Genomic DNA, 25,693 nt, shown 5'->3' on the forward strand with positions numbered 1-25,693 from the left:
AGGCCGCAGGGTCACTGTTGAGACTAAGGGTTGTGCCACCCCCCGATCATACGCTTTGGTAGGGTATGAGCGTGGATGTGCTGAACCGATCAGCGCACCGCCCTGCCCGTGCCGTGATCCGACTGGTGCACAGTTCGACCGGTGAATTGATCAACGTGCGGAGCACCAGCCGGACACACCGGGTCGCAGAGGGATCCTGTCCATACATAATTCAAGACGCCTGCGCGCAGCACCAACATATGAGACCATGACAGATCTTCACCTCTCCGCACCATTCGCCCTGTCCGAGGATGCCGACGACGCCCCTGACGACGACACCCCTGATCAGGACACCCTGAACACCGTGCTCAAGGTCGATGCACCATCCAAGACAGAGGGCAAACCATTGCAGTCCCCCGGGCAGTCCCCCGGTGGCACACATCGCAGTCACCAGGACAAGTCCGGGTTTCGGGTCGAGCTGCGGCGGGCCACTCGCCGCGAACATGATGCGGCTGAACTGGCCTTTGCCCCGTTTCATCAAAGCCCCCTGCCCTATCTTGCCTGGTTTCTGGCCTGCCAGCATACCGCGCTGCATGCGTTGGCGGGCTCCGGCGACGATGGCACCGGACATAGCACAAGGCTGCTCGCCGCGTTGACCACAGCGCTGCGCGCAGATTGCGCCCAGAATGGCGACCATCCGGCCACCCTCTCTGTTGACGCCCTGCCCCAGTTGCATCCGTTGGCGGTGGACTATCTCGTGCTGGGATCTCGTATGGGCAACGAGGTGTTGCGCCGTCGCCTGAGTGCAGCGGCGGACCAGTTGGCGCTGCCTGCCTATTTTGCACCGCGCGATCATCTGGTCGCCTGGCGGGCCACCTGCGCGGATCTGGATCAGATCCCGCCGAGGGGCGCGCTGGCCCGGCGTATCGTGGCCGATACGCGCCAGGGGTTCGCCCTCTTTGATACGGCGGCGCGGCTCAATCCGCTGAAACCATCCACACTCTTACTATAGAGCAACACCTACCAAGACAGCGCCGTCCGCAGGGCGCACCGTCGGCATATCAAGAAAAAGGGCCTGTACAATGGCTTTGGAACAGACAGTCTCAACCACCACACTGACCAATTGCGACCGCGAGCCGATTCACCAGTTGGGGCGTGTGCAATCTTACGGCGCGCTGATCGCGGTTTCGACCGACTGGATCGTGCAGCATGCTTCGGACAATCTTCTTGAGATATTGGGAACCGAGGCGCAGGCGGCTATCGGTCATTCGCTGGCAGATCTGATCGCGGAGGATGCCTTTACCCGCATTCGTCGCAATCTGGGCGCCTTGGAAGCCCCGGACAGCAGCCTGCGGTTCTTCAACATCCCGCTGAAAGACCGCAGCCAGGCCTTTGATGTCAGCATCCATCAGAGCGGCCGCCATCTGGTCATCGAGTTCGAACCAAAGTTCGAGCGCAGCGACCGCGATGTGATGTCCGAGATCTATCCGCATTTCTCGCAGCTGCGTCGGGACGGGGATATCTCGCGGCTGGCGCAGGGGGCGGCGCGCGGGCTGCAGGCGCTATCGGGGTTCGACAGCGTCATGGTCTATCAGTTCCAGCCGGATCACTCCGGACAGGTGATCGCCGAGATCCGCAGCGACCGGACCAAGAAATACGACGGCATGTTCTTTCCCGCCTCGGATATTCCGGTCCAGGCGCGCGCACTTTATAAGCGGTCGTTGCTGCGGCTGATTGCCGATGTGGACGATGAGGGCGCGCCGATAAGCCCGGCATTCAAAATCGACGGCGCCCCCCTGGATCTGTCTCTGGCGGTGACCCGCGCTGTCTCGCCGATCCATCTGGAGTATCTGCGCAATATGGGCGTGCGGGCCTCGATGTCGGTATCAATCATGAAAGACGGAGAGTTGTGGGGCCTGTTTGCCTGCCATCACAACCGCCCGCGGTATATTGACTATGAACGTCGCACTGCCATTGAGATGTTCGCGCATGTCTTCTCATATGAGCTGAGCCAGTTTGAGACCACGCAGCGCAACCGCGAAGAAAAGAACATGAGCCGCCTGCAGACCCAACTGATGGCGATGCTGGCGGATGGCCGCCCGTTCAAGGAAAGCCTGATTTCGGTCTCCGAAGACATTCAGGACGTGATCCCTCATGACGGTCTGGTGCTCTACTCCGATGGGGAGTTTCATGCCACCGGCACCACCCCCACCGCCGAGGAAACCCGCTCCCTCGCCAGAATGCTGGATGTCACCATTGGGGCAACGGCGTTTTCCACCAATCAGCTGGAGAGCATTCATGACCCGGCGCGGGATTACATTGATCGCTGCGCCGGTATTCTCGCGATCCCGATTTCCAAACGCCCACGCGATTACCTCATCCTATGCCGCCGCAGCATCTCGCAGACGGTTGCCTGGGCCGGGGATCCCACCAAACCGATGGACGTTGGCCCCAATGGCGTGCGGCTTACCCCCCGCAAAAGCTTTGAGGCCTGGCAGGAAACCGTCGAATGGCGGTCCGCCCCCTGGGCAGACAACAGCCTTCACAGCGCCAATATGCTGCGCACCGTGCTGCTGGAAATCTTCCTCAAGGTGACCGAAGCCAACAACGCCGAGCGGGCACGCGCCCAAGAGCAACAGCAACTGCTGATATCAGAGCTCAATCACCGGGTTCGGAACATCCTCAACCTGATGCGCGGGCTGGTCACCCAGACCAAAGGCACGGCGCGCACGCTGACGGAATTCACCGACAATCTGGATGGCCGCATCCATTCGCTGGCGCGCGCGCATGACCAGTTGACGGGTGAGCAATGGGAACCCGCTTCGCTGCGGGCGTTGATCACCTGCGAGCTGGAGGCCTATACCACCGGTCGCGATGATGAGGTTGTCCTGACAGGCCCCGATGTGCTGGTCACCCCGGTCGCTTTCACCACTCTGGCATTGGTCCTGCATGAGCTGACCACCAATTCGGTCAAACATGGTGCCCTCAGCAATGGGGTCGGCCGTGTCGAGATCGCTCTGGAGGAAGAGGACAGCGGCGCCCTTCTGATCCGTTGGGTTGAACGCGGAGGCCCACCGGTGGCGCCGCCTTCACGGCGCGGCTTTGGCTCTACCATCGTGGAGAATTCCATCCCGCATGAGCTGAAAGGCGACGCCTCGGTCCAGTATAAGACAACCGGCCTTGAGGCGCGGTTCCGCATTCCCACCCGATATCTCGACAAGATCCAGCATAGCGAGACCCAGCCCATTCCTGACGCGTCTCTCCCCCAGGCCAAAGAAACCCCAAAGCTGGGCGGCAAAGCACTGGTGGTCGAAGACAGCTTCATCATCGCGATGGATCTGAGCGCCATGCTGGAAGACATCGGTTTTGCGGAAACCGTCAGCGCCTCAACCGTGGGCAAGGCGCTGGACAAACTGGAGGAAGGCGGCATCAACTACGCGGTGCTGGACGTCAATCTCGGTTCCGAGCAATCCGTCCCCGTGGCCGAAGAACTGGCGCGACGCGGCATCCCCTTTGTCCTGACCACCGGCTACGGCGAGGTGCAGGACATCATCGAGATCTACCCGCCCTGCCCGATCGTGCAAAAACCAGTCTCTGAAAGCGCGCTGGCCGCCGCCCTTCTCCGCGCGGGTGAGGGGCCAACGCCGGAAGACATCTGACCGGGGTGGCAATACCTATATTGCAGCAACCGGGCCGCGCCATCTGTGATGCGGCCCGAAACATCTGGACCCGCGCAGGCGCGGCCTCCGCTGTCAAAGATCCACTTCAATCACGCCATCTTTCTCTGCCGCCCGCGACTGGCACAGGATCACCGCATCTTGGCGCTGCGCCTTGGAGAGCACAAAATCGCGATGCTCCACCTCGCCTGACACCAACCCGCATTTGCAGACGCCACAGATGCCGTCGGAACATTTCACATCAATATGAATGCCGTTTTCGGCCAGCACATCGGTGGCGGTTTTCTCCGCAGGTACCCGCAGCTCACGCCCTGATCGGCTGAGCTTCAGGGTAAAGTCGTGGTTTTCATACTCCGGCACCTCCGGCACGGAGAAATACTCCAGATGACGCGCCTCCTCGGGGAAGCCCTGACGCTCTGCCGCCTCCATCACGCCGCCCATGTAGCGGTCCGGCCCACAGGTATAGACGTGCCAGCCGTCCTGATAATCCGCCAGCACTTGGTCCAGATTCGCGCGACTGCCCTCATCTGACACATGGATCTGCACATGCTCAGCCCAGGGCATCGCTGCGAGGTCATTGAGGTAGCCTGCGTCCTGGCGCGATGACACGGAATAATGCAGCTCAAACGGCTGTCCCAGCGCATGCAGACGATGGGCCATGGCAATCATCGGCGTTACACCAATCCCGCCCCCCATCAGGAAACTGCGACGCGCGTCTTCCATCAGTGGGAAATGGTTGATCGGCTTGGAGATGAAGACCCGCCGCCCCTTGGTGAAAATCCGGTGCAGCAGTTTTGAGCCCCCCCGCCCCAGATCCTCGCGCAGGACACCGATCTGGTATGTCGACCGGTCTGCCGGATCGCCAGACATGGAATACTGGCGCAGGAACTCCGGCGCGACCACGATGTCCAGATGCGCCCCCGCCGTCCATTCCGGCAAGGGACTGCCATCAAGGCTCCGAAACTCATATTTGGTGACGCCGCTGCTCATCTCCTCGACGTTCGACACCTCAACCCGCAGAACCGGACTGTCGCCGTCGTTGGTATAGATGTGATCCCAATCGCCAGTCTCCCCCCGCGCACGGCGGGCTTTGTATTCCTCCGCCGTGACCATTGCCTGATAGGCTTCGATGCCCGCTTCCCGGTCCATCGGGAACGGGTAGGGCCAGGGGTGCGGTGCCAGATGCGCAGGATACACCGCCAGCGTCTGATCCTCATAGCGCAGATCCAGATCCTTTTGCAGCGCGCGCGCATTAACCGGATGGCGCGTCGGGCGATAACCACCGTCCTCTTCCAGTTCCAGATCCCACCACCATTTCTTGGCCGGGTTCATCTCACCATTGCCAACCATATCGTCGAGCTTGGCCAAAGCGGGGGCCGCCGATGGCATATTCATCGCCGCCCAGCGAAACGGCTTTTCCTTGAATATCCCCTCAAGGTTCCAGGGGCAGGTTTTCATGCAGCGCCCGCACATCGCCCCCCCGGGCGTGGTGATGCGATAGGTGGTGCATTTCTGGCTGTCGGATTTCCAGATCTCATAGCCATTGAACATCAGCTTCGGCCCGGCCGTGATCGCCCCCGACGGGCATTCGCGGGCGCATTTGTTGCAGGCCTCGCAGAATGCCTGAAGACCAAAATCAATCGGCTTGTCATGGGCCATCGGCATATCGGTGGTGACAACCCCGGATTTCAGTCGTGGCCCAAGGAAAGGATTCAGGATCACCTCACCAATCCGGCTGACCTCGCCCAGCCCCGCGAGCAGCAAGAGCGGCGGCTGCAACACCTCGCCGTCCATCACCGTATGCGCCTTCGCCTTGTAGCCAAGGTTGCGGATCTGCCGCGCAATCACGCCCCCAAGCAGCGAAAACCGCAAATAGGCCCGCATGGACTGCGCCACCGCAATCCAGTCATCCCCGGAGGTGCCTTCGGTGGTATCAAAGCCCTGATCAACGATCATCGAAATCGCCTGATCATGCTCCGGATGGATTTCGGCGCCTGTGGCGTCATGGCTGTACCAGGTCCAGTCCGGGCAGCGGCTGATCCCCACCGCGTCAATCCCCAGCCAATAGCTCGCCGCCTTGATATTGGCAGCATTGCGCTCCGCATCCGTGGGGCGCGGCGCCCGCGGGGCGGGCGCGCCATCCTGCAGCAACACAAAGGCCCCCAGCATCCGCCGCTGCGCCATCGAAGGCGCGGCCTTGCGCACGTAAAACCCGCCGGTGGCCGCCGCCTGATTGGTCTTGCCCATATCGCCGAACTGGCTACGGGCAAACATATCAGCGCGTTTTGGCACCCGTGCCACCCGCGCCTCGTCAATATAGGTGGTGGGATCCGCGACCCGCTTCAGCGTCTCAAACGGATGCGGCCCATCGCAGAAGTCGCGGCGGGCAAAGGGATCGCCATTGAGTGCTGAGCGTTCGGAGCCGATCCCCAGCCACCATTTCGGCCCCTTGACCTGCATCACCGGTTGCAGATCCTGCAGCAACAGCGGCTTGTCCTGCGCCATGTCGAAATCGGTGGTCACCACGGCCACGCCAAACCTCGTGCCCAGATAGGGGTTCACCAGCTTGCCATCCTCAACCGTGGCAAGCCCCGCCGCAACCGTCAGCTGGTTCAGATCCACATCCGCCGACGTCCCGGTATGCGCTTTGGCATCCCAGCCCAGCAAGCGGATGTAATTCGCCAGTACCACCGCTGTCTCCGAGGCCCGCAGACAGGCGCGGTGGCACTCGGCCCCGTCCAGCCAGTCACAGCCTGCCTCATCCGGGCGCGGATCGCGCGGCATGTCATAGAGAAACACAATCGAATGGGTGTGATCGCCAATAGTGGTCGGCGGCGCCTCCATCGCATCCCGCAGATCCGCCATGATCATATCAATGCCCGAGGCCAGCGTCTTGGTCTGGCGGGTTTTCAGATCATGGGACAGCCGGTCGATATCCGCGTTACGATAGGGAACATCCAGCCGCGCAGAGGCAGGCATCGGCCCGATCCCCACCATCGCCGCATCGCTGAAATAGCCGAAGGCCTTGATATGATCGGCCCGTTCCTGCGGGTCGCTCGGGCAGTCCGCTTGCGCCTTGTTGACCAGCCCGTCGCGGATCGCATCCATCATCGCCTGATATTCGCCCATCGCATTGACGATGGACGCAGGCATATCGGGACGTCTGAAATTCAGCGGCTGAAACGGCGGTACTGCCGCGAGATCCGGCATCGGCCCCGGCTGCACCCGCTCCATCGGAAACGGCCCCATATGGATCGGGCGGGACCGGGTCGAAAACAAACGGAGAGACATAGGCGGATCCTGTTGCAGCAAAAGGCTGCCACAGGTTTAGCCCAGAAATCCGCCCAGAGGATAGGCTCCAACATCCAATTTCACATACTCGATGTCCAACATTTTGTTTTCAAACAAAACAATGGACATCCAATATGGAAATTACAGCAACGTCACCCCCGGCGCCCATCAAAAGCGCGAACCTCGATCCCGCCCTCGGACAACGATTGCCGCACCGATCGCGCCAGCTGCACGGCGGTTGGTGTGTCCCCATGCAGGCAGATCGTGTCGATGGCAGTGGGGATGCGCGCACCGCTTTCGGTGATGATCGCCCCCTCCTGCACCATTTGCAGAATGCGCGGCCCGGCAATCGCGGGATCGTGGATCACCGCGCCGGGCAGGGAGCGGTCCACCAGCGTCCCGTCATCATTATAGGCCCGATCCGCAAAGATCTCTCCGCACCAGTTGCAGCCCAGCTCCCGCACCACCTCTTCCATGGCGGTGGCGGCCAGCACCATGATGATCAGATCCGGGTCCAGCTCCAGCGCCGCCTCATAGCAGGCCCGCGCCATAGCATGATCCACCGAGGCCATATTCGACAGCGCCCCATGCAGCTTCAGATGTCGCACTTTGGTACCAGCCGCGCGCGCCATGCCCTGTGCCGCGCCCAGCTGATAGCGGATCATATTGGCCAACGTGCCCTGTGGCACCTGCATCCTGCGGCGGCCAAAGCCTTGAAGATCATCAAACCCCGGATGCGCGCCGATCCCTACCCCGTGGTCGCGTGCCCGCGCCATGGTCACCGCCATCACATCCGGATCACCCGCATGGAACCCGCAGGCAATATTGGCGGAGGATACGACATCCAGCAGCGCCGCATCATCGCCCATGGTCCAGGGGCCAAAGCTCTCGCCCATATCGGCGTTCAGATCGACGGTCTTGCTCATGTTTCAGCTCCAGTTTCAAAAGGATCAGCCTCGGCTGATATTGCGCCCCCGATCAGCTGATAGGACAGCAGATCCGTCATATCAGCCGGATCGCGCAGCAGCGGGCGGCAGGCAGAGGGCAGCGCCGCAACAGCGGCCTCATGGGCGGCCTGCTGCGCCAACCCGTCCTCAAGCGTGACCCAGCGAAACCGCAGCACCGCTCCAGCTGCCGCCTGCACCGCCCGCGACAGATCGCAGGGCAGAACCGTACCGATCCGGGGGTAGCCCCCGGTCGTTTGCGCCTCGCGCAGCAGCAGAAACGGGCGGCCGTCACCTGTCATCTGCACATCTCCCGGCACAATGATCTCCGACAGCACATTCAACTGCCCCTCAGCGGCAAATCCGGCCCCCTCGGACATCAACTGCAAGGCCATGCGACTGGCACGCCGCCCCGGTGTGAAAGGTGTCTCGGCAAAGCGTCGGCGCACCTCGGGTGGGAACAGATCAGACTGGAAGCTTTCGACCAGCCGCAGCTCCCCGCCTGAGAAGCGATCCGCCACGCGCAGCCCCAACCCGGTTACCTGCCGCGCCGCTGGCAGCACCTCAGCCCCCACCGGCAGGGTATCGCCTTTGGTCACTGGCGCGCCGAGGGCCGCCACCAGATGCGCCGCCCGCGCGCCCAGCAACTCCGGCGTGGCAAACCCGCCACCCACATGCAGATAGCCATAAACGCCCCGTTTTGCGGCGCCGATCTCCAACCGTTGGCCCGGCTCAATCCGGTGCGACGCATTCCAGACCAGCGGCGCGCCATCCAGCGTTGCCACCATCTGGGCGCCGGTCAGGGCAATCCGCATCGGCGCACTTGCCTCAAACAGCCCGCCCATTCCGGCCATCTCCAGCGCCGCCAGCCCGGCATCCTGCCGCAACAGCGCCGCGCCTTCGGCCAGCGCCAGTGTATCCGCCGCGCCGCCCTGCGACAGCCCCTGCCCGAGGTAGCCAACCCGGCCTCGATCCTGCACCGTGCAGGAGGGACCAATCCGCAGAACCCGCAGCGCTCTCATGATGTGACCTCGCTGACAATGGCACCGCCCTGCTGGGCGCCACTGTCCCGCAACCGCAAAAACGCCGCCCGGCTCACCGGTTCGAACTGCAACTCATCTCCGGCGCGCAGCGCAAAGGGATCGACGGCCTCTGGCTGAAACAGTGTCAGACCGGTCTGCCCGACATGACGCCAGCCGGTGGGCGATGCGGTTGAGAACAGCACGAACTGTCGGATCGCCAATACCAGCGCGCCAACCGGCACCTGCGGGGTGACTTCGCTCTGCCGCGGGATATCCCAGTTTTCGCCCAACGTCCCAAGATAGGGCTGCCCCGGTGCAAATCCGATGGTCAGCACCCGAACCCGCGCCGCGCCCAGCTCCTCAATCGCTGCTGCCTCGCTCACACCCGCAAGCTCCGCCGCCTCCGCCAGCTGCGGCGCGAGCTCGGTGCCGTAAACCGTCGGAACCCGCCAGAACCGCCGCCCGTCCGGCAGCGGCGCCTGATACCAATCCTGGGTCAGCAACAGATCTGCCAGCGCCCCGCGCAACCGATCATGCGGCAGCTCCACCGCATCAAAGCGCACAAAGACCGAGGCCAAAGAGGTCGCGGTTTCCACGACGCCGCTCAGCCCCAACGCATTGACCGCACTACGAAAGGCAAGCGTGGCCCGGTTGGTGGCCTCATCCAGCTGATCGCCAAAGCTGACCAGCATTCCCGACAGCCCGACATTGCGGATCAGCGGATAGGTTGGGGGGGCCTCGCGCGACATGGTTCCTCCGACAGCGGCGACGGGCGACGCCCCGGCCACCTCGGGCCGCTCCGGTATCGCCGTCCATTTTCGCCACAGGGTTGCGCCGCAAAGCGGGGATAGTCAACCGCGCTTTGCTCTCTCAGGTCACCAACGCACAGGAGCTGCCTCCCGTCGGCATCAACCCAGGATCAGGCCGCCAAGGCTGTGGTGAAGGGCAGGTCCATGACCTCGCCCCCCTCGACCACCAGCGCCCGGTTCGGCTGCACCTCAATCCAGGCACTGATATCGCTGTCCAGCGGTTCGGAGGTGACGATCACCCCCTCCTTATAGACCCGGTAATAGAGGCTGGGTGCATGCCTGTCGGAGGCATAGCGCGCCGCATATAGCCGGGTGCCATCGGACCAGCAGGCCCCAAACCGCATATGCGGCGTGGTGCCATTCTCGCGCGAAACGGCCTCAACCTGCTGCACGGCGGCGGCGACGGCCCCGATGGGATCCGCGTCCAAGCCCAGACCAAGGGCAATCAGGAAAATCGCCTCACTCTCAGTGCCGCCCAGACGGTGATCGTAAAACGCATCCGGAATCATCGTATCCAGCCGCTTGCGGAACTGCATATGCCCGCCGGCCTGACCATTGTGCATGAAGCTCCACTTGCCGCTGGCAAAGGGATGGCAATTGTTGCGCGAAGTCGCGGTTCCGGTGGAGGCCCGCACATGGGCCAGAAACAGCCCAGTTTTGGTATGGCGCGAAATCTGCGCCAGATTGGGATCGGACCAGGCCGGATGCGTGTCCTTGTAGAGACACGGCTCCGGGCGGTCCGAATACCAGGCCATCCCAAACCCATCGGCATTGATCGGCGTCTTGCAGATCAGCGCATTCCGGCACTGATGCACCAGCGAATGTTCCGGTACAAACACCAGATCCTCAAGGTAGCGCGGGGCCCCGTTCCAGGCGAGCAGACGGCACATTAGGCCACCTTCGGCGCAAAACGCGCGGTAGCGGTATCGACGTTATACCCCTCACAGAACCGCCGCGGATCCTGTGCGAGGTCGCGCACCGCGTGGATGATTGCATCGGCCTTCTCATCGCTCAGCGTGGCGGAGAAGTTGAGACGGGTCCAACCCGGTTTCTCGATCTCCTGCCCACCCAGAATGGCCGCGCGCATGGCACGGGACTGCACCGGTCCGATGTTCAGCAGCCGGTGGGCATATGGCCCCGCACAGGCGCAGCCGCCACGGGCCTGCACCCCGTAGTGATCCGACAGCATCCGGGTGAACAGCTGTTGGTGGATCGGCGCGCCGGTCTCCGGGTCCTGCACCTGAAACGAGAAGATCGGCAGTTTCTGCTTGGCGTTCGGATTGCCGAGGATCTGCAGATTGGGCAGATCCTGCCAGGCCGCCAGCGCCCGCTGCCGCAGCTCCTCCTGCCGCTGGTCCATGAACGCCTGCCCCATCGCCTCCTTCACCAGAAGACACAGCGCGGCACGAATATCGCCAACCACATTGGGCGTGCCTGCCTCTTCCCGCGCGGCCAGATCATCGGCGTAGTCATGCCGCCAGGGGGAGACAAATTTCACGGTACCGCCACCGGGGAGGGTTGGGCGTGTACTTGCGACAGCAGCCTTGCGCAGGATCATCACACCAGACGCCCCCGGCCCGCCCAGGAATTTATGGGCGGAGAACACAATCGCGTCCTTCTCGGCATCCGTGCCCGCTGCCATATCCATCGGCAGATAAGGGCCACCCCCCGCGTAGTCCCAGACCACCCGCGCGCCATGACGACGCAACACCCGGCTGACGGCATCGGTGTCGGTAACAATCCCTGTGACATTAGACGCCGCCGAAAACGCGCCCACGATCAGGCGGTCGCCGCCAGCCTCCCGCTGCAACACGGTCTCCAGCTCGCCAATGTCAGGCCCGCCCTCGGCGGCCTCGGCAATTTCGACCACTTCGGCGCCGCTTTCGCGCCACGGCAGGATGTTGGAATGGTGCTCATAGGGGCCAAGGATCACCAGAGGCGTCTGCCCCGCAGCCACCGCGCCGGAGACCCCCAACAAATGCACCAGCCGATTGAGCCCTGCCGTCGCGCCGGATCCAGTGAACACCGTCGCAAAACGATCATCCGCACCGCAGATCCGCGCAATGGTCTGCCGTGCCGCCCCGCGCAGCCGAGTCATGAAGCTGCCGCAATAAGATGCCTCGGTGTGGCTGTTGGCATAATAGGGCAACACCTCAGTCAGAACGAAGTCCTCAACCTGCCGTAGGGCCCGGCCAGAGGCGACGTAATCGGCATAGATCATTTTCACCGGCCCGTTCGGCCCCGGCAGTTCCGCCCCGTCACCAATGACACCGGCCCGCAGGCGGTCCAGACGCTCCGCCCCGGCAAGCGACGCGCCGAAACGATCAAGAAGGTCGGCAGGGGCGAAATTTGTGGTCATTTGAACGGTCCTCTTGCTGTGTTGCAGACACACTACCAAGCAGGACCAGTGAATATTCACTCATTTATTGCATAAATCAATCTAAGTGTTCATCAAATGACACCACACAAAAGCTCATTGCCGATCAAAACCTCAAACACGGCACGACCACCCGATGGTATATCTGCCAGTCCGCAGCACCTCGCTGACCACCACCGCCAACAGCCGTCTTAGGGCAGCACCTGAGCGAAGGCGATCTCCAGCTTGTCTGTGATCTCGCCGATCTGATCTTCACTGAGGATGAAGGGCGGTGCCAACAGAATGTGATCGCCCTTGCGCCCATCCCGCGTGCCTGCCATCGGATAACAGATCAGCCCGGCCTCAAACGCCGCCTTTTTCAGCTTGCCGGCAACACCGAGGCCGGGGTCAAACGGCGTTTTGCTCTCGCGGTCTGCCACCAGTTCGATCCCACGGAACAGCCCCCGTCCGCGCAGATCGCCGACATGCGGGTGCGGACCAAACCGCGCCACCAGTGCTGCGTGCAGCTTCTCGCCCATCTCAGCACTGCGCCGCACCAATCCGCGATCCAGCAAGGCCCGCACTACCGCCAGCCCCGCAGCCGTCGCCACGGGGTGGCCGATATAGGTGTGGCCATGCTGGAAAAATCCGCTGCCGCCTTCAATCGCCTCATAGATTTTCCGACTGCACAGCATCGCGCCAATCGGCTGATAGCCAGCCCCCAACCCCTTGGCGATACACAGTATATCCGGCGCCACACCATCCGCCTCGCAGGCAAACAGATGCCCGGTCCGCCCCATGCCACACATCACCTCATCCAGAATCAGCAACACGCCATATTGGTCGCAGATCTCGCGGATGCGTTTGAAATACCCCTCAACCGCGGGCACCGCGCCCGATGTGGCCCCGACCACCGGCTCCGCCATGAAAGCCATGACCGTTTCAGGCCCAAGCCGTAGAATCTCCGCCTCCAGCTCATTGGCGACGCGCTGACCATAGTCGTAGCTGCTTTCGCCCTCACCCCGGTCAACATATTCATAGCAGGGCGCAATATGGGACATCTCAATCAGCAGCGGCGCAAACTGCTGCCGCCGCCATTCATTGCCGCCAGCCGCAAGCGCGCCCAGCGTATTGCCGTGATAGCTTTGCCGCCGGGCAATCACATGGCGGCGCGTGGTGTCGCCACGCTCCAGATGATATTGCCGTGCCAGCTTGATCGCCGCCTCTGTCGCCTCCGACCCGCCAGACACGAAATAGACCCGGTCCAGATCTCCCGGCGCCTGTGAAATCAACAGATCGGCCAGCGCCTCTGCCGGTTCCGACGTCAAAAACCCGGTATGGGCAAAGGCCAGTTTGCCGACTTGCTCCTGCACCGCAGCAATCACTTCGGCATCAGAATGCCCAAGACAGGACACCGCCGCCCCGCCAGAGCCATCGAAATAGCGTTTGCCGTTGGCATCAATCAGATAGCAGCCGTCCCCTGCGACGGCAGTGGGCAGGCTGGCCTTGGTGTGGCGGGGAAAAACATGGCTCATAGCTGGGCTCCTTTATCCTCGGAATCAGGCATCACAAGCGGGCGATGCCCCGCCGCGCGCGCCAATGCGACAAACTCGGCAACTGAGGCTGCGTTGTCAGGATACTCCGATCCATCCGCAGCTTGGGTATTGTTTTCAAACCCGATCCGCAGCCGCCCCCCGGCCTCCAGCCCCGCCAGCAGGCAGGCGTGTTCCTGCCGGCCAAAGGCGCAGAGCCCCCAGTCCAGATCCAGATCCGCAGTTGCCTCAAGAAACACGCGCAGCTCGGACGCCTCAGCCAAACGCGGCGGCGCATATTGGCCCAGCACAAAAATAGCCGACCGCATCTGCGCCGGAATATCCCCCCGCGCATAGGCCTGACGCAACGCCGCAATGCAGTCAGGACCATACAGGATATGCTGCACCTCGGTTCCTGCCTCAGCGCAGATCGCATAGGCCCGCGCGGCCAACGTCCAGTCCCGCGCCATTTCCCGGACCGAGACCGAGGCCGCCGCCGGGCGCAGCGCCTCCAGACAGGCCAGCTGATCCGCCACGTCAAACATACCCGCACTCTCGGTGGTAATCTGGATCGCCATGCCCGGCGCCGCCTCAGCCACCGCCGCCATCGCCGCGCGGTAGCGCCCCGCATCCAGAGAATGGCCGCCGTCCCGGTTGCGTACATGCAGATGCAGCGCATCCGCCCCGGCCCGTTGGCAGGCGGCTGCCGTGGCAGCAATTTCCGCCGTGCGCAACGGCAGCCCCGGATGATCCGCCTGCCGTCGCCGCGCCCCATTGGGGGCCACCATCAAATGATATGTCGTCACCGCGTCGCTCCGCCTGTGTCACTGCGCCGGTCTATCGGCTGCATCGGTTTGGCGCATAACGGCGCATGTTCTCAATCCGGCAAATCCAGAACATATGTTTTTTTACCACACCCCCCGCCCGGCGTCTGGAGCTAAATTGCGTCGGCAACTGGACCTAGAGCAAAACGTAAATATAGCGTTTCGTGGATACAGGGCGAGTCTGGCCAGCCAATCCATGGCAGACCGCATTTTCGAACAACGTGGAAAGGGCATGTCATGGATGGCACGTTCAATGAAAACGACCTGAGCCGGGTCATCGCCGCAGACAAGGCCAACGTCTGGCATCACCTGATCCAGCACAAGCCTTTTGAAGAAAACGACCCCCGCATCATCGTCGAGGGCAAGGGCATGCGGGTCTGGGACCAGAACGGCAAGGAATGGCTCGACGCCGTTTCCGGCGGGGTCTGGACCGTCAATGTCGGCTATGGCCGCGAGGAAATCGCCAAGGCGGTCTACGACCAGCTGATGAAGCTTTGTTACTTCGCGCAATCCGCAGGCTCGATCCCCGGTGCGTTGTTTGCCGAAAAGCTGATCGAGAAGATGCCGGGCATGAGCCGGGTCTACTACAACAACTCCGGCTCGGAGGCGAATGAGAAAGCCTTCAAGATGGTGCGCCAGATCGCGCATAAGAAATACGGCGGCAAGAAAACCAAGATCCTGTACCGCGACCGCGACTACCACGGCTCCACCCTCGCAGCGATGTCCGCCGGCGGCCAGGAAGAGCGCAACATGCAATACGGCCCCTTCGCGCCCGATTTCGTGAAGGTCCCTCACTGCATGGAGTACCGCAAGCACGAGCTGGGTCTGGAGCATCTCTCCGGCAAGGAGTTCGGCATCGCCGCCGCCAATCAGATCGAAGAGGTCATCCTGCGCGAAGGCCCCGATACCGTTGGCGCGCTCTGCCTTGAGCCGGTGACCGCAGGTGGTGGTGTTATTGAGGCGCCCGAAGGCTACTGGCCGCGTGTGCAGGAGATCTGCAAACAATATGACATCCTGTTGCACATCGACGAGGTGGTCTGTGGCGTCGGCCGCACCGGCACTTGGTTTGGCTATCAGCACTACGGCATTGAGCCCGACTTCGTGACCATGGCCAAAGGCGTCGCCTCGGGTTATGCCGCAATTGCCTGCCTCGTCACCACCGAAGCGGTCTTTGACATGTTCAAGGATGACGCCAGTGATCCGCTGAACTACTTCCGCGACATCTCCACTTTTGGCGGCTGCACCGCAGGCCCCGCCGCCGCACTGGTCAATATGCAGATCATCGAGGATGAGAACCTCCTTGAGAACTGCGTCGCCATGGGGGAGCGGATGAAATCCAACCTCGAGGCGCTGATGGAGAAACATCAGGTCATCGGCGATGTGCGCGGCAAGGGTCTGTTCCTCGGCGCCGAGCTGGTTGCGGACCGCGAAACGAAGGAGCCGGTGGACGAGAAACTGGCACAGGCGGTTGTGGCCGAATGTGGCAATCAGAACGTCATCATCGGTGTGACCAACCGCTCCATTCCGGGCAAGAACAACACCCTGTGCTTCAGCCCGGCGCTGATCGTGACCCCCGAAGACGTGGACAAGATCACCGACGCGGTGGATGTGGCCCTGACCAAAGTGTTTGGCTGATACATTTCCCCTTTTGGAGGAACGAATTGCGCCCCGGTATGTCCGGGGCGCTTTTTTTGTTGAGACAGTTGGCCCGGTCGGGTTCAGACAAGCCGCGCCGCGATTCCGCCATCCACCGCCACCGGACCGCCGGTCACGAAACTGGACCGGTCCGACAGAAGAAACAGCGCAGCTTGGGCAATTTCCACCGGCGCGGCCATCCGTTTCATCGGGTGCAACCCCGCGATAAAACTGTGTGTGTCCGGATCGTCCCCCGCCATGGCGGTTTTGGTTCCGCCCGGCAGCAGCGCGTTTGCCCGGATACCCTCAGCAGCCAGATCGGACGCCAGCGACTGAACCAGGCCGATCAACCCCGCCTTAGACGCCGCATAGGCCCCCATGCCAGGCATGCCGCCATTGCTGAACCCAACAAAGGATCCGGTAAACACCAGCGCGCCACCGCCGCGTGCGCGCAAAGCCGGGATCTGCGCCTTGGCCGAGAAAAACGCGCCGGTCAGGTTTGCCGTGAGGACGGCGTTCCAGTTGGCGGCATCCATCTGCTCAACCGGCCCCATGTCTCCCATGATGCCCGCGTTGTTAAAGGCGCCGTCCAGCCCGCCGAACGCCTCTGTCGCCAAGGCAACCAAAGATTCTGAATAGGATTCCTCGGTAACATCCCCGGCCAGGCAGGCCGCCCGTCCACCGCTCTGATTTATCTGATCCGCAAGGGTTTGCAGCTCAGCCTGCCGCCGGGCACCCAGCACGACATTGGCCCCTTCTGCCGCAAATAACAACGCCGCCGCAGCACCGATACCGCTACTTGCGCCGGTAATAATAAGTGTCTTGTCTTTTAGTTCCATGATCAAAGCCTCCATTGGTTGACGCCCTGAGCTAACCGCCTCACTGACATGCACTCGACCCGTTTCATGCGGCTGCAGCGGAGGCTCTTCCCTTTCCCGCAGGAAACGGGTCGCGGAGGCCGCCGGTCCCGGACCGCCAGGTAACGCCGCCCCAGACGCGACAGCGCCGCGCACCGGACGGGAGCATCCCGCCCAGTCCTGGCTCCTCAGACCATCTGAAACAAGATCCCAGACAGGATCGCGCCGGTGATCCCCAGCGCCAGATAGGTGGCAAAGACCTGTGGCTTCACCAGCGACCAGACCGCCGCCATCGCCGGGATCGAGCTCACTGCACCCGCCACCATGAAGGCCATCGCGGCCCCCGCGCTCATCCCCTGCTCCATCAGCCCCGCCAGCAAGGGTGGCGCCACATAGGAGTTGAGATAGGCTGGCATCCCCACCAGCGCTGCGGTGGCAATCGGCAGGATCCCCTCGCCACCCACCAGGGTCGCAATCAGATCGGCTGGCACATAGGACACCAGCAGCGCCTCCAGCACATAGGCCAGCGTCAGCCATTTCACCAGAAACAGACCATTGCTGACGAACTCCTGCCGGAACTGGCTGCGCCGCGCAGGGTCCCGCCAGAACGCCCAGACCGGCGCCTCGGCCTTCGGCGCACCACAGCCACAGCAGCTGGAACGCGGCGCCTGCCGCAGCGGGCTGGCAAAGGCGCCCGCCCCCCGCAATGCCTTGATGGCAAAGCCACCAAACAGCCCCAGCGCCACCGCCGCGACCGCCTTGGCAATCGCAAACGGCCAGCCGAGCGCCCCAGCCGTGATCAGCAGCGTCGGCGGGTCGATCAGGGGCGAGGCCAGCCAGAACGCCATCACCGCAGACAGCGGCGCGCCCAGCGCCAACAGCCCGGCAATAAACGGGATCACCTCGCAGGAACAAAACGGTGCCAGCCCGCCAAAGACCGCTGCCAGAAAGATCATCCGCACTTCCCGCCCTTCAAAAGCGCGCGCGACCATCACCTCGGCCCCTGTCGCCTTGAGGTAGGAAAGCAGCAGCACCGCAAAGAGAATATAACGCCCGGTATGCAGCAGCGCCGCCCCGGCAAAACGGATGACCTCCGCCAGATTGCCGGGGTCCAGCACCGCCACCGCCAGCAGGATCGCCACACAAAGCGCCCATGGCGTTCTGATCCCCCGCGCAATCAGGCCTGCAGGGCGTGGATTTTGTGTCAGCTCAGCCATCGTTTGCCACCTCCCGGATAGAGACATCATCCGCGCAGCACTCACTGAGGATAAACCCCGCCAATTGTTTCAACTGATCATAGTCCGCTGTGTTATAAGTGCTGCGCCCGTCCTTGCGCTGCAGGATCAACCCGGCTCCAGCCAGCAGTTTCAGATGATGGGCCAATGTGGAGGGCGCAATGCCTGTCCGGGCCTGAATATCCTGCACCATCAACCCGCCTTCGCCCGCGCGCACCAGGCAGCGCAAAACTGCCAGCCGCGCCTCCGACCCCATCGCCGCAAATCCACCCGCCGCCTGTTCCCAGTCCATAACGCACCTCTTGGCCCTATCTTGACTCTAAATGATTCGATAAAACTAGTTATATAGAAAAATGAAGATCAATCCAACCAGCTTCTCGATACACCTAGATTTGGACGTGTATATGATCGTCATGGCGGGCGGCACGGCAGCCTTGAAACCTGATCTTACGGAAGCCTGCGCCCATCCTTTCCCTTAGATGAGGCTCAATAAACACCTTCTGGACGCGCGCATCTTCTGCCAGCGCCTTCACCAGGAAAAATGTCCTGCGCTCTTCAAGAACTAAATCTCGCCAAATCCCCTGCGCCCAATCCAGATCCCAACGCAGAGACAACCAAGCCTTGCGACACTCAGTCGGCCCAGACTCAAATGCAAAATACCCAATAGGCGACCGTACCGCCCTCGGAATATATCGACCTTCCTCGCTATAAAAGAGCGCCAAGTCAGCCTTCTTTCCATCATGATGCGAAAGATGTGGCAGCAGTGGGAAACCATCCCAGAACGGAAAGTTGGCATCCAATACAAGTGTAACCGTGCCGGGGTACTTCCGCGCAACCTCATCCGCATTGTCCTGCAACACCTCAAGCAACGCGGGCGACACATAGGTTCTGTTCAACGCACAGTAAAACCAGGACTGCACTTGCAGGTTGCCTGATCCAAAACAGCTGAGCGGTGTTCTCCCAAAGGCCGGGGCCGTGTACTGCGCCCCAATACTGAACGCCACATAGACAATAACGAAGACAAGCAGGGATCTGCGGAACAATCTCGACATCAACCAAGCGAGCCCGCCGATCTGAGTAACCACAGTCAGAAACAGAACAATCAGGCCGTGAACAAAAAACTTCATCATGAGTTGAACATGCCCAAAGCCGAACACGGATTGCAATCAAGATCGATACCGACAAGATTCTCACTGCAAGACATCAAAATATGTAAGTCCAGATTGCACCCCATTTATGTCCAGCCTACAGTGAGGCATGGCCATCTCTGTCGACACCTTCTTTCTGAACCCCGATGCGCAAGGCACCCTGCAGGCGCAGATCCAGGAAATGATTGCCGAGGGCATTCTCTCCGGCCGCTTGCGGGTGGGGGAGAAGCTGCCTTCCTCGCGCAAGCTGGCCGCGCATCTGGGCATCAGCCGCATCACCGTAACGCTGGCCTATACAGAGCTTCTGGCCAATGACTACCTGATCTCCAAGGGACGGTCTGGGTATTATGTTTCCGAAAACGCCCCGGTGCCGCCCAGCTACGCGCCTTCGCAGAAATCTGCGGACACGGTGGACTGGGCCTCGGCCATCGTCGGCAACTACTGCGGCGGCGACACCCCCCGCAAACCACAGGACTGGCGCGATTATCGCTACCCGTTCATCTACGGGCAGGCGGATGCCTCGCTGTTTGACCACGCCAACTGGCGGCTCTGTGCCCTGCGCGCATTGGGGCAAAAGGATTTTGCCGCGCTCACCAATGATTACTTCGATCAGGACGATCCGCTGCTGGTGGAATATATCGCCCGCCACACCCTGCCCCGCCGCGGCATCTCTGCCCGGCCAGAGGAAATCCTGATCACCCTTGGGGCGCAGAACGCACTCTGGCTGGTGGCGCAGCTGCTCTTGGGACTGGGACGCAAGGCCGCGCTGGAGGATCCGACCTATTATACCCTGCGCGATCAGCTGGTCTATCGCGGCTGCGAGATCGACTGCCTGCCGGTGGACCATGACGGGTTGCCACCCGACACCATCCGGGAGGACACTGATGTCATTTTCACCACCCCCAGCCACCAGAGCCCGACCACAGCCACCATGCCGATGGCGCGGCGCAAACAGCTGCTGGACCGCGCCCGCGATATTGATGCGGTGATTGTCGAGGATGACTATGAATTCGAGATGTCCTTCCTCGGCGCGCCCTCACCAGCGCTGAAGTCGCTCGATGCGGATGGCCGGGTGGTCTATGTCGGCAGCTTCTCCAAATCGCTCTTCCCCGGCCTGCGCCTTGGCTATCTGGTCGGATCCGAACCCTTCATCCGGCAGGCCCGCGCCCTGCGCGCCAATGTGCTGCGCCACCCGCCTGGCCATGTGCAGCGCACCGTGGCTTATTTCCTGTCGCTGGGCCACTACGATGCCCAGATCCGCCGCATGGCCAAGGTTCTGCATGATCGCCGCTGCGTGATCGAAGAGGCGGTGACCCATCACGGGCTTAGCGTGGCAGGCGTCGGGGTCTACGGCGGCTCCTCCCTGTGGATGCACGCCGACGCGGGCGTGGATACTGCGGCGGTCGCCCAATCGCTGAAGGCAAAGAGCGTCCTGATCGAACCCGGTGCGCCATTCTTCGCGGCGGAACATCGCAAACAGAACTATTACCGCCTGGGGTATTCTTCGATCCCGTCCAACCGGATCGCGCCCGGGCTGGCCCTCATCGCAGAGGCCCTGCGCCCCAGTCGTGCAAAGGCTGGCTAGCCTGCCACAGCTGCGATGCGCCCGCCTCAGGGCCGTCTGCCTGACGCCGCACCGCAGCATTCCGCACCCCATCGCATACTGGTACTAAGCCGGGGCGGGAACTGGCCCTAACCCGGCTCTGCCCGGCGGAATACACCAGATTCATCCCGGCCTTTGTGCCGGCCCTTTTGGCGTCTCATCAGGAGAATACGCGATGAAAATGACCACCGAGGAAGCATTTGTAAAAACACTGCAAATGCACGGCATCCAACATGCGTTTGGCATCATCGGCTCGGCCATGATGCCGATTTCTGACATCTTCCCCGAAGCAGGGATCACCTTCTGGGACTGCGCCCACGAAGGCTCCGGCGGCATGATGGCCGACGGCTACACCCGCGCGACCGGCAAAATGTCGATGATGATCGCCCAGAACGGCCCCGGCATCACCAACTTCGTGACCGCGGTGAAGACCGCCTACTGGAACCACACCCCGCTCTTGCTGGTCACCCCTCAGGCTGCGAACAAGACCATTGGTCAGGGCGGTTTCCAGGAAATGGAACAGATGCGCATGTTCGCCGATTGCGTCGCCTATCAGGAAGAGGTCCGCGACCCCTCCCGCGTGGCCGAAGTGCTGAACCGTGTGATCATGAACGCCAAGCGCGCATCGGCGCCTGCACAGCTGAACATTCCCCGTGACATGTGGACCCAGGTCATCGACATCGAACTGCCCGCCATTGTCGAATTTGAACGTCCTTCCGGTGGCGAAACCGCTGTTAGCGACGCCGCCAAACTGCTGTCCGAAGCCAAGAACCCCGTGATCCTGAACGGCGCCGGCGTGGTATTGTCCAAAGGCGGCATCGCCGCGTCGCAGGAGCTGGCCGAACGTCTGGATGCCCCGGTCTGCGTGGGTTATCAGCACAATGACGCTTTCCCCGGCAACCATCCGCTGTTTGCAGGTCCGCTGGGTTACAACGGCTCCAAGGCCGGGATGGAGCTGATCAAGGACGCCGACGTCGTTCTCTGCCTCGGCACCCGTCTGAACCCTTTCTCCACCCTGCCCGGCTACGGCATGGAATACTGGCCCGCCGATGCCAAGATCATTCAGGTCGACATCAACCCGGATCGCATTGGCCTGACCAAGAAAGTCTCCGTCGGCATCATCGGCGACGCCGCCAAAGTGGCCTCCGGGATCCTCTCCCAACTGAGCGACACCGCAGGCGATACAGGCCGCGCAGAGCGTAAGAACCGCATCTCGGAAACCAAATCCCGCTGGGCGCAGCAGCTGACCGAAATGACCCATGAGGACGACGATCCGGGCACCACCTGGAACGAACGCGCCCGCGCCGACAAACCCGAATGGATGAGCCCCCGCATGGCGTGGCGCGCCATCCAGCAGGCGCTCCCCCGTGAGGCGATCATCTCCTCCGACATCGGCAACAACTGCGCCATCGGCAACGCCTACCCCTCCTTCGACGAGGGGCGTAAATACCTCGCCCCCGGCCTTTTTGGTCCCTGTGGCTATGGTCTGCCCGCCATTGTCGGCGCCAAGATCGGCTGCCCGGATACCCCGGTCGTGGGCTTCTCCGGCGATGGTGCCTTCGGCATCGCGGTGACCGAGCTGACGGCGATTGGCCGCGGCGAATGGCCCGCGATCACCCATATCGTGTTCCGCAACTACCAGTGGGGCGCGGAAAAGCGGAACTCCACCCTGTGGTTCGATGACAACTTCGTCGGCACCGAGCTGGACGAGCAGGTGTCCTATGCAGGTATTGCCAGCGCCTGTGGTCTCAACGGTGTTGTGGCCCGCACCATGGACGAGCTGACCTCCGCACTTGCGCAGGCCATCGAGGACCAGAAAAACGGCAAAACCACCCTGATCGAAGCCATGATCAACCAGGAACTGGGGGAGCCGTTCCGCCGTGACGCCATGAAGAAGCCGGTCCGCGTGGCAGGCATCGACAAGGGCGACATGCGCGAGCAGCAGGTCTGACGCCTATGCCCCTGCCTTTTGATCTCTCAATGGGCGCGGGCGCCTTTCTGGCCGCCGCATTATTTGCGGCGGCCTTTATCCGCGGATATTCGGGCTTTGGCTTTTCCGCAATCTTCATTATTCTCGCCGCTCTAGTCACCAATCCGCTGCCGCTGATCCCCGTGGTCTTTGCCTGCGAGATTGCGATGACCGCCTTTCAGGCGCGCGGTATCAGTCCACATATCGACTGGCGCAGGTCCTTTGCCCTGCTGGCAGGTGCCGCCGTTGCGACGCTGCCCGCCGTGGCCGTGATGGCCCGCCTTGGCCCGGATCAGGCGCGGCTGGTGATTTCCGCGCTGATCCTTGCCCTCAGCCTATTGTTGCTCAGCGGTTGGCGCCTCGCGCGCCCCATTGGGACCGCCGGACATGTCGCCGTTGGCATGGCCTCCGGCATGGCCAATAGCGCAGGTGTCGGCGGCCTGCCCGCCGCCGCCTTCATGACCGCGCAGCCGATCCCGCCTGCGGTGTTTCGCGCCACCATGATCGTGTTTCTGACGGGCATCGACCTGATGGCCCTGCCGGTCATGTCCGCCCATGGCCTCACTGGCCCGGACACGCTCTGGGGTGTTCTCCTCGCCTTTCCCATCCTTGGTGCGGGTGTTTGGGTCGGCTCTCGCGGCTTTGCGCTCGCCGCGCCGGATTTGTTCCGCCGCTATGTCGTGACGCTCTTGGCGGCACTGGCGGCCCTCAACATCATGAAGGCTGCGCTATGACCTCATCTGCTGAAACCGACATTCTGGCCCTCAACGCAGGATCCTCATCAATCAAATTTGCGATCTTCGACGCGGATCTCACCCAGCGCATTTCGGGCCTGGCTGAGGGGATCGGCACGCCGCAATCACGTTTGCGCATCGCAGACACCAGTAGCGACAGCCAGTTCCCCACCCACGCAGAGGCGCTCGCCGCGATTCTGGCGGCACTGCCCGAGCACGGGCTTGACCCGTCGCGGCTCGCAGCTGTGGGCCACCGGGTCGTTCATGGCGGGCGAAAGCTAACCAAACCGGTGCGCATCACCCCGGAAATCCGCAGTGAAATCGCCGATTGCACGCCGCTGGCTCCGCTGCACAACCCGCACAGTCTCGCGGCGATTGATACGATGGCCGCCACCGCGCCTGAGCTGCCGCAGTTTGCCAGCTTTGACACATCGTTTCACGCCACCAACCCAGAGGTCGCAACCCGCTATGCGATCCCCCGCGTGGAAGAGACCAAGGGCATCCGCCGCTACGGGTTTCACGGGCTGTCCTACGCCTCGCTGGTGCGGCGCCTGCCGAAAATTTCCGGCGCCGCCCTGCCCTCGCGCCTGCTGGCGTTTCACCTCGGCAATGGCGCCTCACTTTGTGCGATCCGCAATGGCCAGTCCGTTGCCACCACCATGGGCTATTCGCCCCTAGATGGCCTCACCATGGGCACGCGGTCGGGCGGGATTGACGCCAATGCGGTGCTACGCCTGGTCGAGGACAACGGCCTCGACCGCACCAAGGCGATCCTGAACAATGAAAGCGGCCTGCTTGGCCTGTCGGGCGGCAAATCCGACATGCGCAACCTGATGCTCGACCCCAGCGCTGACAGCGCCTTTGCCATCGAACATTTCTGCTACTGGAGCCTGCGCCACGCTGGCAGCCTGATTGCCGCAATGGAGGGGCTGGATGCCATCGCCTTCACCGGCGGTATCGGCGAAAACGCGGTGGGAGTGCGCGCCCGTATTCTGCGCGGTCTGGAATGGATCGGCGCGCGTATGGATGTGGATGCCAACCACGCCCGCAAGGCGCGCCTGCATGCCGGCAGCTCCAAGGTGGCGATCTGGGTGATTGAGGCTGAGGAAGAGCGTCAGATCGCGATGGATGCCCAGACCCTGATGGGGGCGTCATGATCGCCGCCCCCGTCTGCCTGTCACACCTTCAGCAAGATCAGATCTGCGCCACCGTCAGGACCGTCGCCGCCACGATGTCCTCGACCGAGGCGCCTCGGCTCAGATCGCAGACCGGCTTGGCAAAGCCCTGCAAGAACGGCCCCAGCGCCTGCGCGCCGCCTAATTCCTGGCAAAGCTTGTATCCGATATTGCCCGCATCCAGCGTCGGGAAGATCAGCACATTGGCCTCAACCGGCGCGATACCTTTCTTCTCGGCAATCACCGGGTTCAGTGCCGCATCCGCCTGCACCGGGCCTGCAAATCCGCTCGCCTCTGCCGCCGCGCGCACCAGCGCCACACTGTCACCATCGCCCGAGGTGCCGGTGGAAAACGACAGCATCGCAACCCGTGCTGACCCCAAGAGCGCCTCTGCCGAACGTGCAGAGGCCCGTGCGATATCAGCCAGTTGCGCCGCATCCGGCGCCACGTTGACCGCGCAATCGGCAAACACCAATTCGCGCCCATCCGGAAACAGCATCAGGAAAAACGACGACGCGGTGCTGCCCCCCGCATCCAGCCCGATGCCGATGCTGGCCGCCTCAATCACCCGGCGCGTGGGCACATCCGCGCCCGCCACCATCGCATCCGCCTCGCCCGCAGCCACCATCGCCGCCGCGCGGTACAGGGGTTTGGAGAGCATGCGTTTGGCGATGCCTTCCTTCATACCGCGCGCCGCCACCAAGACATCCACATGCGCCGCAGACACCGACGCCAAAGGCACCGCGTCCACCAGCCCCTCACGGGTCAGCTGGTCTACCGCAGCCGCCACTCTGGGGTCGTCCATCTCGGGAAACACCACCCGTGCCTTGCGTTCCCGAGCCAGCGCATATGCGTTTTCAAGTACAGTCATTTTGTTCTCCCTTGCGGGGAAAGGAGCCAGCA

General features: G+C 62.5%; 20 protein-coding genes. 7 read left to right on the top strand and 13 right to left on the bottom strand.

Annotated elements, in window-relative coordinates:
* Nucleotides 1-247 precede the first annotated feature (247 nt).
* Nucleotides 248-991, top strand: coding sequence for a hypothetical protein (locus D1820_RS09030; protein WP_254683299.1), 744 nt, complete (start codon nt 248-250; stop codon nt 989-991).
* A gap of 70 nt (nt 992-1,061) precedes the next feature.
* Nucleotides 1,062-3,638 (top strand): HWE histidine kinase domain-containing protein, encoded by a 2,577-nt coding sequence (locus D1820_RS09035; protein ID WP_118068673.1) that lies wholly within the window; start codon nt 1,062-1,064, stop codon nt 3,636-3,638.
* A 93-nt stretch (nt 3,639-3,731) separates the two neighbouring features.
* Here D1820_RS09035 and D1820_RS09040 read toward each other — a convergent pair whose 3' ends face one another.
* From D1820_RS09040 to D1820_RS09075, 8 genes are all read right to left on the bottom strand, one after another.
* On the bottom strand, nt 3,732-6,947 hold the full coding sequence (locus D1820_RS09040) for a 2Fe-2S iron-sulfur cluster-binding protein (RefSeq protein WP_118068674.1): 3,216 nt from the start codon (nt 6,945-6,947) through the stop codon (nt 3,732-3,734).
* A 152-nt stretch (nt 6,948-7,099) separates the two neighbouring features.
* Nucleotides 7,100-7,873, bottom strand: coding sequence for a LamB/YcsF family protein (locus D1820_RS09045; RefSeq protein ID WP_118068676.1), 774 nt, complete (start codon nt 7,871-7,873; stop codon nt 7,100-7,102).
* Entirely contained in the window at nt 7,870-8,913 is a 1,044-nt protein-coding gene (locus D1820_RS09050; RefSeq protein WP_118068678.1) for a biotin-dependent carboxyltransferase family protein, read from the bottom strand. The genes D1820_RS09045 and D1820_RS09050 overlap by 4 nt, the downstream gene beginning before the upstream one ends.
* The gene (locus D1820_RS09055) at nt 8,910-9,662 is read right to left on the bottom strand and encodes an allophanate hydrolase subunit 1 (RefSeq protein WP_118068679.1); all 753 of its coding nucleotides are present in this window, start codon (nt 9,660-9,662) and stop codon (nt 8,910-8,912) included. The genes D1820_RS09050 and D1820_RS09055 overlap by 4 nt, the downstream gene beginning before the upstream one ends.
* A 170-nt stretch (nt 9,663-9,832) precedes the next feature.
* Nucleotides 9,833-10,612, bottom strand: a complete 780-nt coding sequence (locus tag D1820_RS09060; RefSeq protein WP_096789805.1) for a class II glutamine amidotransferase — start codon at nt 10,610-10,612, stop codon at nt 9,833-9,835.
* On the bottom strand, nt 10,612-12,081 hold the full coding sequence (locus D1820_RS09065) for an aminotransferase class V-fold PLP-dependent enzyme (RefSeq protein ID WP_118068681.1): 1,470 nt from the start codon (nt 12,079-12,081) through the stop codon (nt 10,612-10,614). Before D1820_RS09065 ends, D1820_RS09060 begins: the two co-directional genes overlap by 1 nt.
* 209 nt (nt 12,082-12,290) lie before the next feature.
* Nucleotides 12,291-13,613 carry an aspartate aminotransferase family protein gene (locus D1820_RS09070; RefSeq protein WP_118068682.1) on the bottom strand — a complete coding sequence of 441 codons (1,323 nt, stop codon included), beginning with the start codon at nt 13,611-13,613 and terminating at the stop codon, nt 12,291-12,293.
* Complete coding sequence (locus D1820_RS09075; RefSeq protein ID WP_118068683.1) at nt 13,610-14,416, bottom strand: 3-keto-5-aminohexanoate cleavage protein; 807 nt, start codon at nt 14,414-14,416, stop codon at nt 13,610-13,612. The genes D1820_RS09070 and D1820_RS09075 overlap by 4 nt, the downstream gene beginning before the upstream one ends.
* A gap of 255 nt (nt 14,417-14,671) precedes the next feature.
* Between D1820_RS09075 and D1820_RS09080 the strand changes: the two genes are divergently transcribed.
* Nucleotides 14,672-16,069, top strand: coding sequence for an aspartate aminotransferase family protein (locus D1820_RS09080; protein ID WP_118068684.1), 1,398 nt, complete (start codon nt 14,672-14,674; stop codon nt 16,067-16,069).
* A gap of 83 nt (nt 16,070-16,152) precedes the next feature.
* Here D1820_RS09080 and D1820_RS09085 read toward each other — a convergent pair whose 3' ends face one another.
* The 4 genes from D1820_RS09085 to D1820_RS09100 all read right to left on the bottom strand — a co-directional run bounded on the left by D1820_RS09085 (nt 16,153) and on the right by D1820_RS09100 (nt 19,291).
* On the bottom strand, nt 16,153-16,908 hold the full coding sequence (locus D1820_RS09085) for an SDR family oxidoreductase (RefSeq protein WP_102898157.1): 756 nt from the start codon (nt 16,906-16,908) through the stop codon (nt 16,153-16,155).
* A gap of 206 nt (nt 16,909-17,114) precedes the next feature.
* Nucleotides 17,115-18,143, bottom strand: a complete 1,029-nt coding sequence (locus D1820_RS09090; RefSeq protein WP_118068686.1) for a permease — start codon at nt 18,141-18,143, stop codon at nt 17,115-17,117.
* A complete protein-coding gene (locus D1820_RS09095) occupies nt 18,136-18,453 on the bottom strand; it encodes a helix-turn-helix transcriptional regulator (RefSeq protein WP_040174346.1) in 318 nt (105 codons plus the stop codon). The genes D1820_RS09090 and D1820_RS09095 overlap by 8 nt, the downstream gene beginning before the upstream one ends.
* A gap of 94 nt (nt 18,454-18,547) precedes the next feature.
* Nucleotides 18,548-19,291 carry a hypothetical protein gene (locus D1820_RS09100; RefSeq protein ID WP_118070118.1) on the bottom strand — a complete coding sequence of 248 codons (744 nt, stop codon included), beginning with the start codon at nt 19,289-19,291 and terminating at the stop codon, nt 18,548-18,550.
* A gap of 127 nt (nt 19,292-19,418) precedes the next feature.
* On the opposite strand from D1820_RS09100, the gene D1820_RS09105 reads away from it, so the two are divergent.
* The 4 genes from D1820_RS09105 (at nt 19,419) to D1820_RS09120 (ending at nt 24,772) form a co-directional block, all read left to right on the top strand.
* Entirely contained in the window at nt 19,419-20,894 is a 1,476-nt protein-coding gene (locus D1820_RS09105; protein WP_118068688.1) for a PLP-dependent aminotransferase family protein, read from the top strand.
* A gap of 193 nt (nt 20,895-21,087) precedes the next feature.
* Nucleotides 21,088-22,863, top strand: a complete 1,776-nt coding sequence (gene xsc, locus D1820_RS09110) for a sulfoacetaldehyde acetyltransferase (protein ID WP_118068690.1) — start codon at nt 21,088-21,090, stop codon at nt 22,861-22,863.
* A 5-nt stretch (nt 22,864-22,868) separates the two neighbouring features.
* On the top strand, nt 22,869-23,615 hold the full coding sequence (locus tag D1820_RS09115) for a TSUP family transporter (protein WP_118068691.1): 747 nt from the start codon (nt 22,869-22,871) through the stop codon (nt 23,613-23,615).
* Nucleotides 23,612-24,772 carry an acetate/propionate family kinase gene (locus D1820_RS09120; protein WP_118068693.1) on the top strand — a complete coding sequence of 387 codons (1,161 nt, stop codon included), beginning with the start codon at nt 23,612-23,614 and terminating at the stop codon, nt 24,770-24,772. Before D1820_RS09115 ends, D1820_RS09120 begins: the two co-directional genes overlap by 4 nt.
* Nucleotides 24,773-24,809: 37 nt before the next feature.
* Here D1820_RS09120 and D1820_RS09125 read toward each other — a convergent pair whose 3' ends face one another.
* The gene (locus D1820_RS09125; protein ID WP_118068695.1) at nt 24,810-25,661 is read right to left on the bottom strand and encodes a phosphate acyltransferase; all 852 of its coding nucleotides are present in this window, start codon (nt 25,659-25,661) and stop codon (nt 24,810-24,812) included.
* Between the last annotated feature and the right edge of the window lie 32 nt (nt 25,662-25,693).

Source organism: Phaeobacter sp. LSS9, from assembly GCF_003443595.1.
Classification (GTDB): Bacteria; Pseudomonadota; Alphaproteobacteria; order Rhodobacterales; family Rhodobacteraceae; genus Phaeobacter; species Phaeobacter piscinae.

Coding starts and splice junctions, on each gene's coding strand:
- D1820_RS09120 (WP_118068693.1), top strand. CDS start 23,612: ATGACCTCATCTGCTGAAACCGACATTCTGGCCCTCAACGCAGGATCC.
- D1820_RS09050 (WP_118068678.1), bottom strand. CDS start 8,913: ATGAGAGCGCTGCGGGTTCTGCGGATTGGTCCCTCCTGCACGGTGCAG.
- D1820_RS09040 (WP_118068674.1), bottom strand. CDS start 6,947: ATGTCTCTCCGTTTGTTTTCGACCCGGTCCCGCCCGATCCATATGGGG.
- D1820_RS09105 (WP_118068688.1), top strand. CDS start 19,419: ATGGCCATCTCTGTCGACACCTTCTTTCTGAACCCCGATGCGCAAGGC.
- D1820_RS09045 (WP_118068676.1), bottom strand. CDS start 7,873: ATGAGCAAGACCGTCGATCTGAACGCCGATATGGGCGAGAGCTTTGGC.
- D1820_RS09085 (WP_102898157.1), bottom strand. CDS start 16,908: ATGGAACTAAAAGACAAGACACTTATTATTACCGGCGCAAGTAGCGGT.
- D1820_RS09100 (WP_118070118.1), bottom strand. CDS start 19,291: ATGATGAAGTTTTTTGTTCACGGCCTGATTGTTCTGTTTCTGACTGTG.
- xsc (WP_118068690.1), top strand. CDS start 21,088: ATGAAAATGACCACCGAGGAAGCATTTGTAAAAACACTGCAAATGCAC.
- D1820_RS09055 (WP_118068679.1), bottom strand. CDS start 9,662: ATGTCGCGCGAGGCCCCCCCAACCTATCCGCTGATCCGCAATGTCGGG.
- D1820_RS09095 (WP_040174346.1), bottom strand. CDS start 18,453: ATGGACTGGGAACAGGCGGCGGGTGGATTTGCGGCGATGGGGTCGGAG.
- D1820_RS09090 (WP_118068686.1), bottom strand. CDS start 18,143: ATGGCTGAGCTGACACAAAATCCACGCCCTGCAGGCCTGATTGCGCGG.
- D1820_RS09035 (WP_118068673.1), top strand. CDS start 1,062: ATGGCTTTGGAACAGACAGTCTCAACCACCACACTGACCAATTGCGAC.
- D1820_RS09115 (WP_118068691.1), top strand. CDS start 22,869: ATGCCCCTGCCTTTTGATCTCTCAATGGGCGCGGGCGCCTTTCTGGCC.
- D1820_RS09060 (WP_096789805.1), bottom strand. CDS start 10,612: ATGTGCCGTCTGCTCGCCTGGAACGGGGCCCCGCGCTACCTTGAGGAT.
- D1820_RS09125 (WP_118068695.1), bottom strand. CDS start 25,661: ATGACTGTACTTGAAAACGCATATGCGCTGGCTCGGGAACGCAAGGCA.
- D1820_RS09070 (WP_118068682.1), bottom strand. CDS start 13,613: ATGAGCCATGTTTTTCCCCGCCACACCAAGGCCAGCCTGCCCACTGCC.
- D1820_RS09030 (WP_254683299.1), top strand. CDS start 248: ATGACAGATCTTCACCTCTCCGCACCATTCGCCCTGTCCGAGGATGCC.
- D1820_RS09065 (WP_118068681.1), bottom strand. CDS start 12,081: ATGACCACAAATTTCGCCCCTGCCGACCTTCTTGATCGTTTCGGCGCG.
- D1820_RS09080 (WP_118068684.1), top strand. CDS start 14,672: ATGGATGGCACGTTCAATGAAAACGACCTGAGCCGGGTCATCGCCGCA.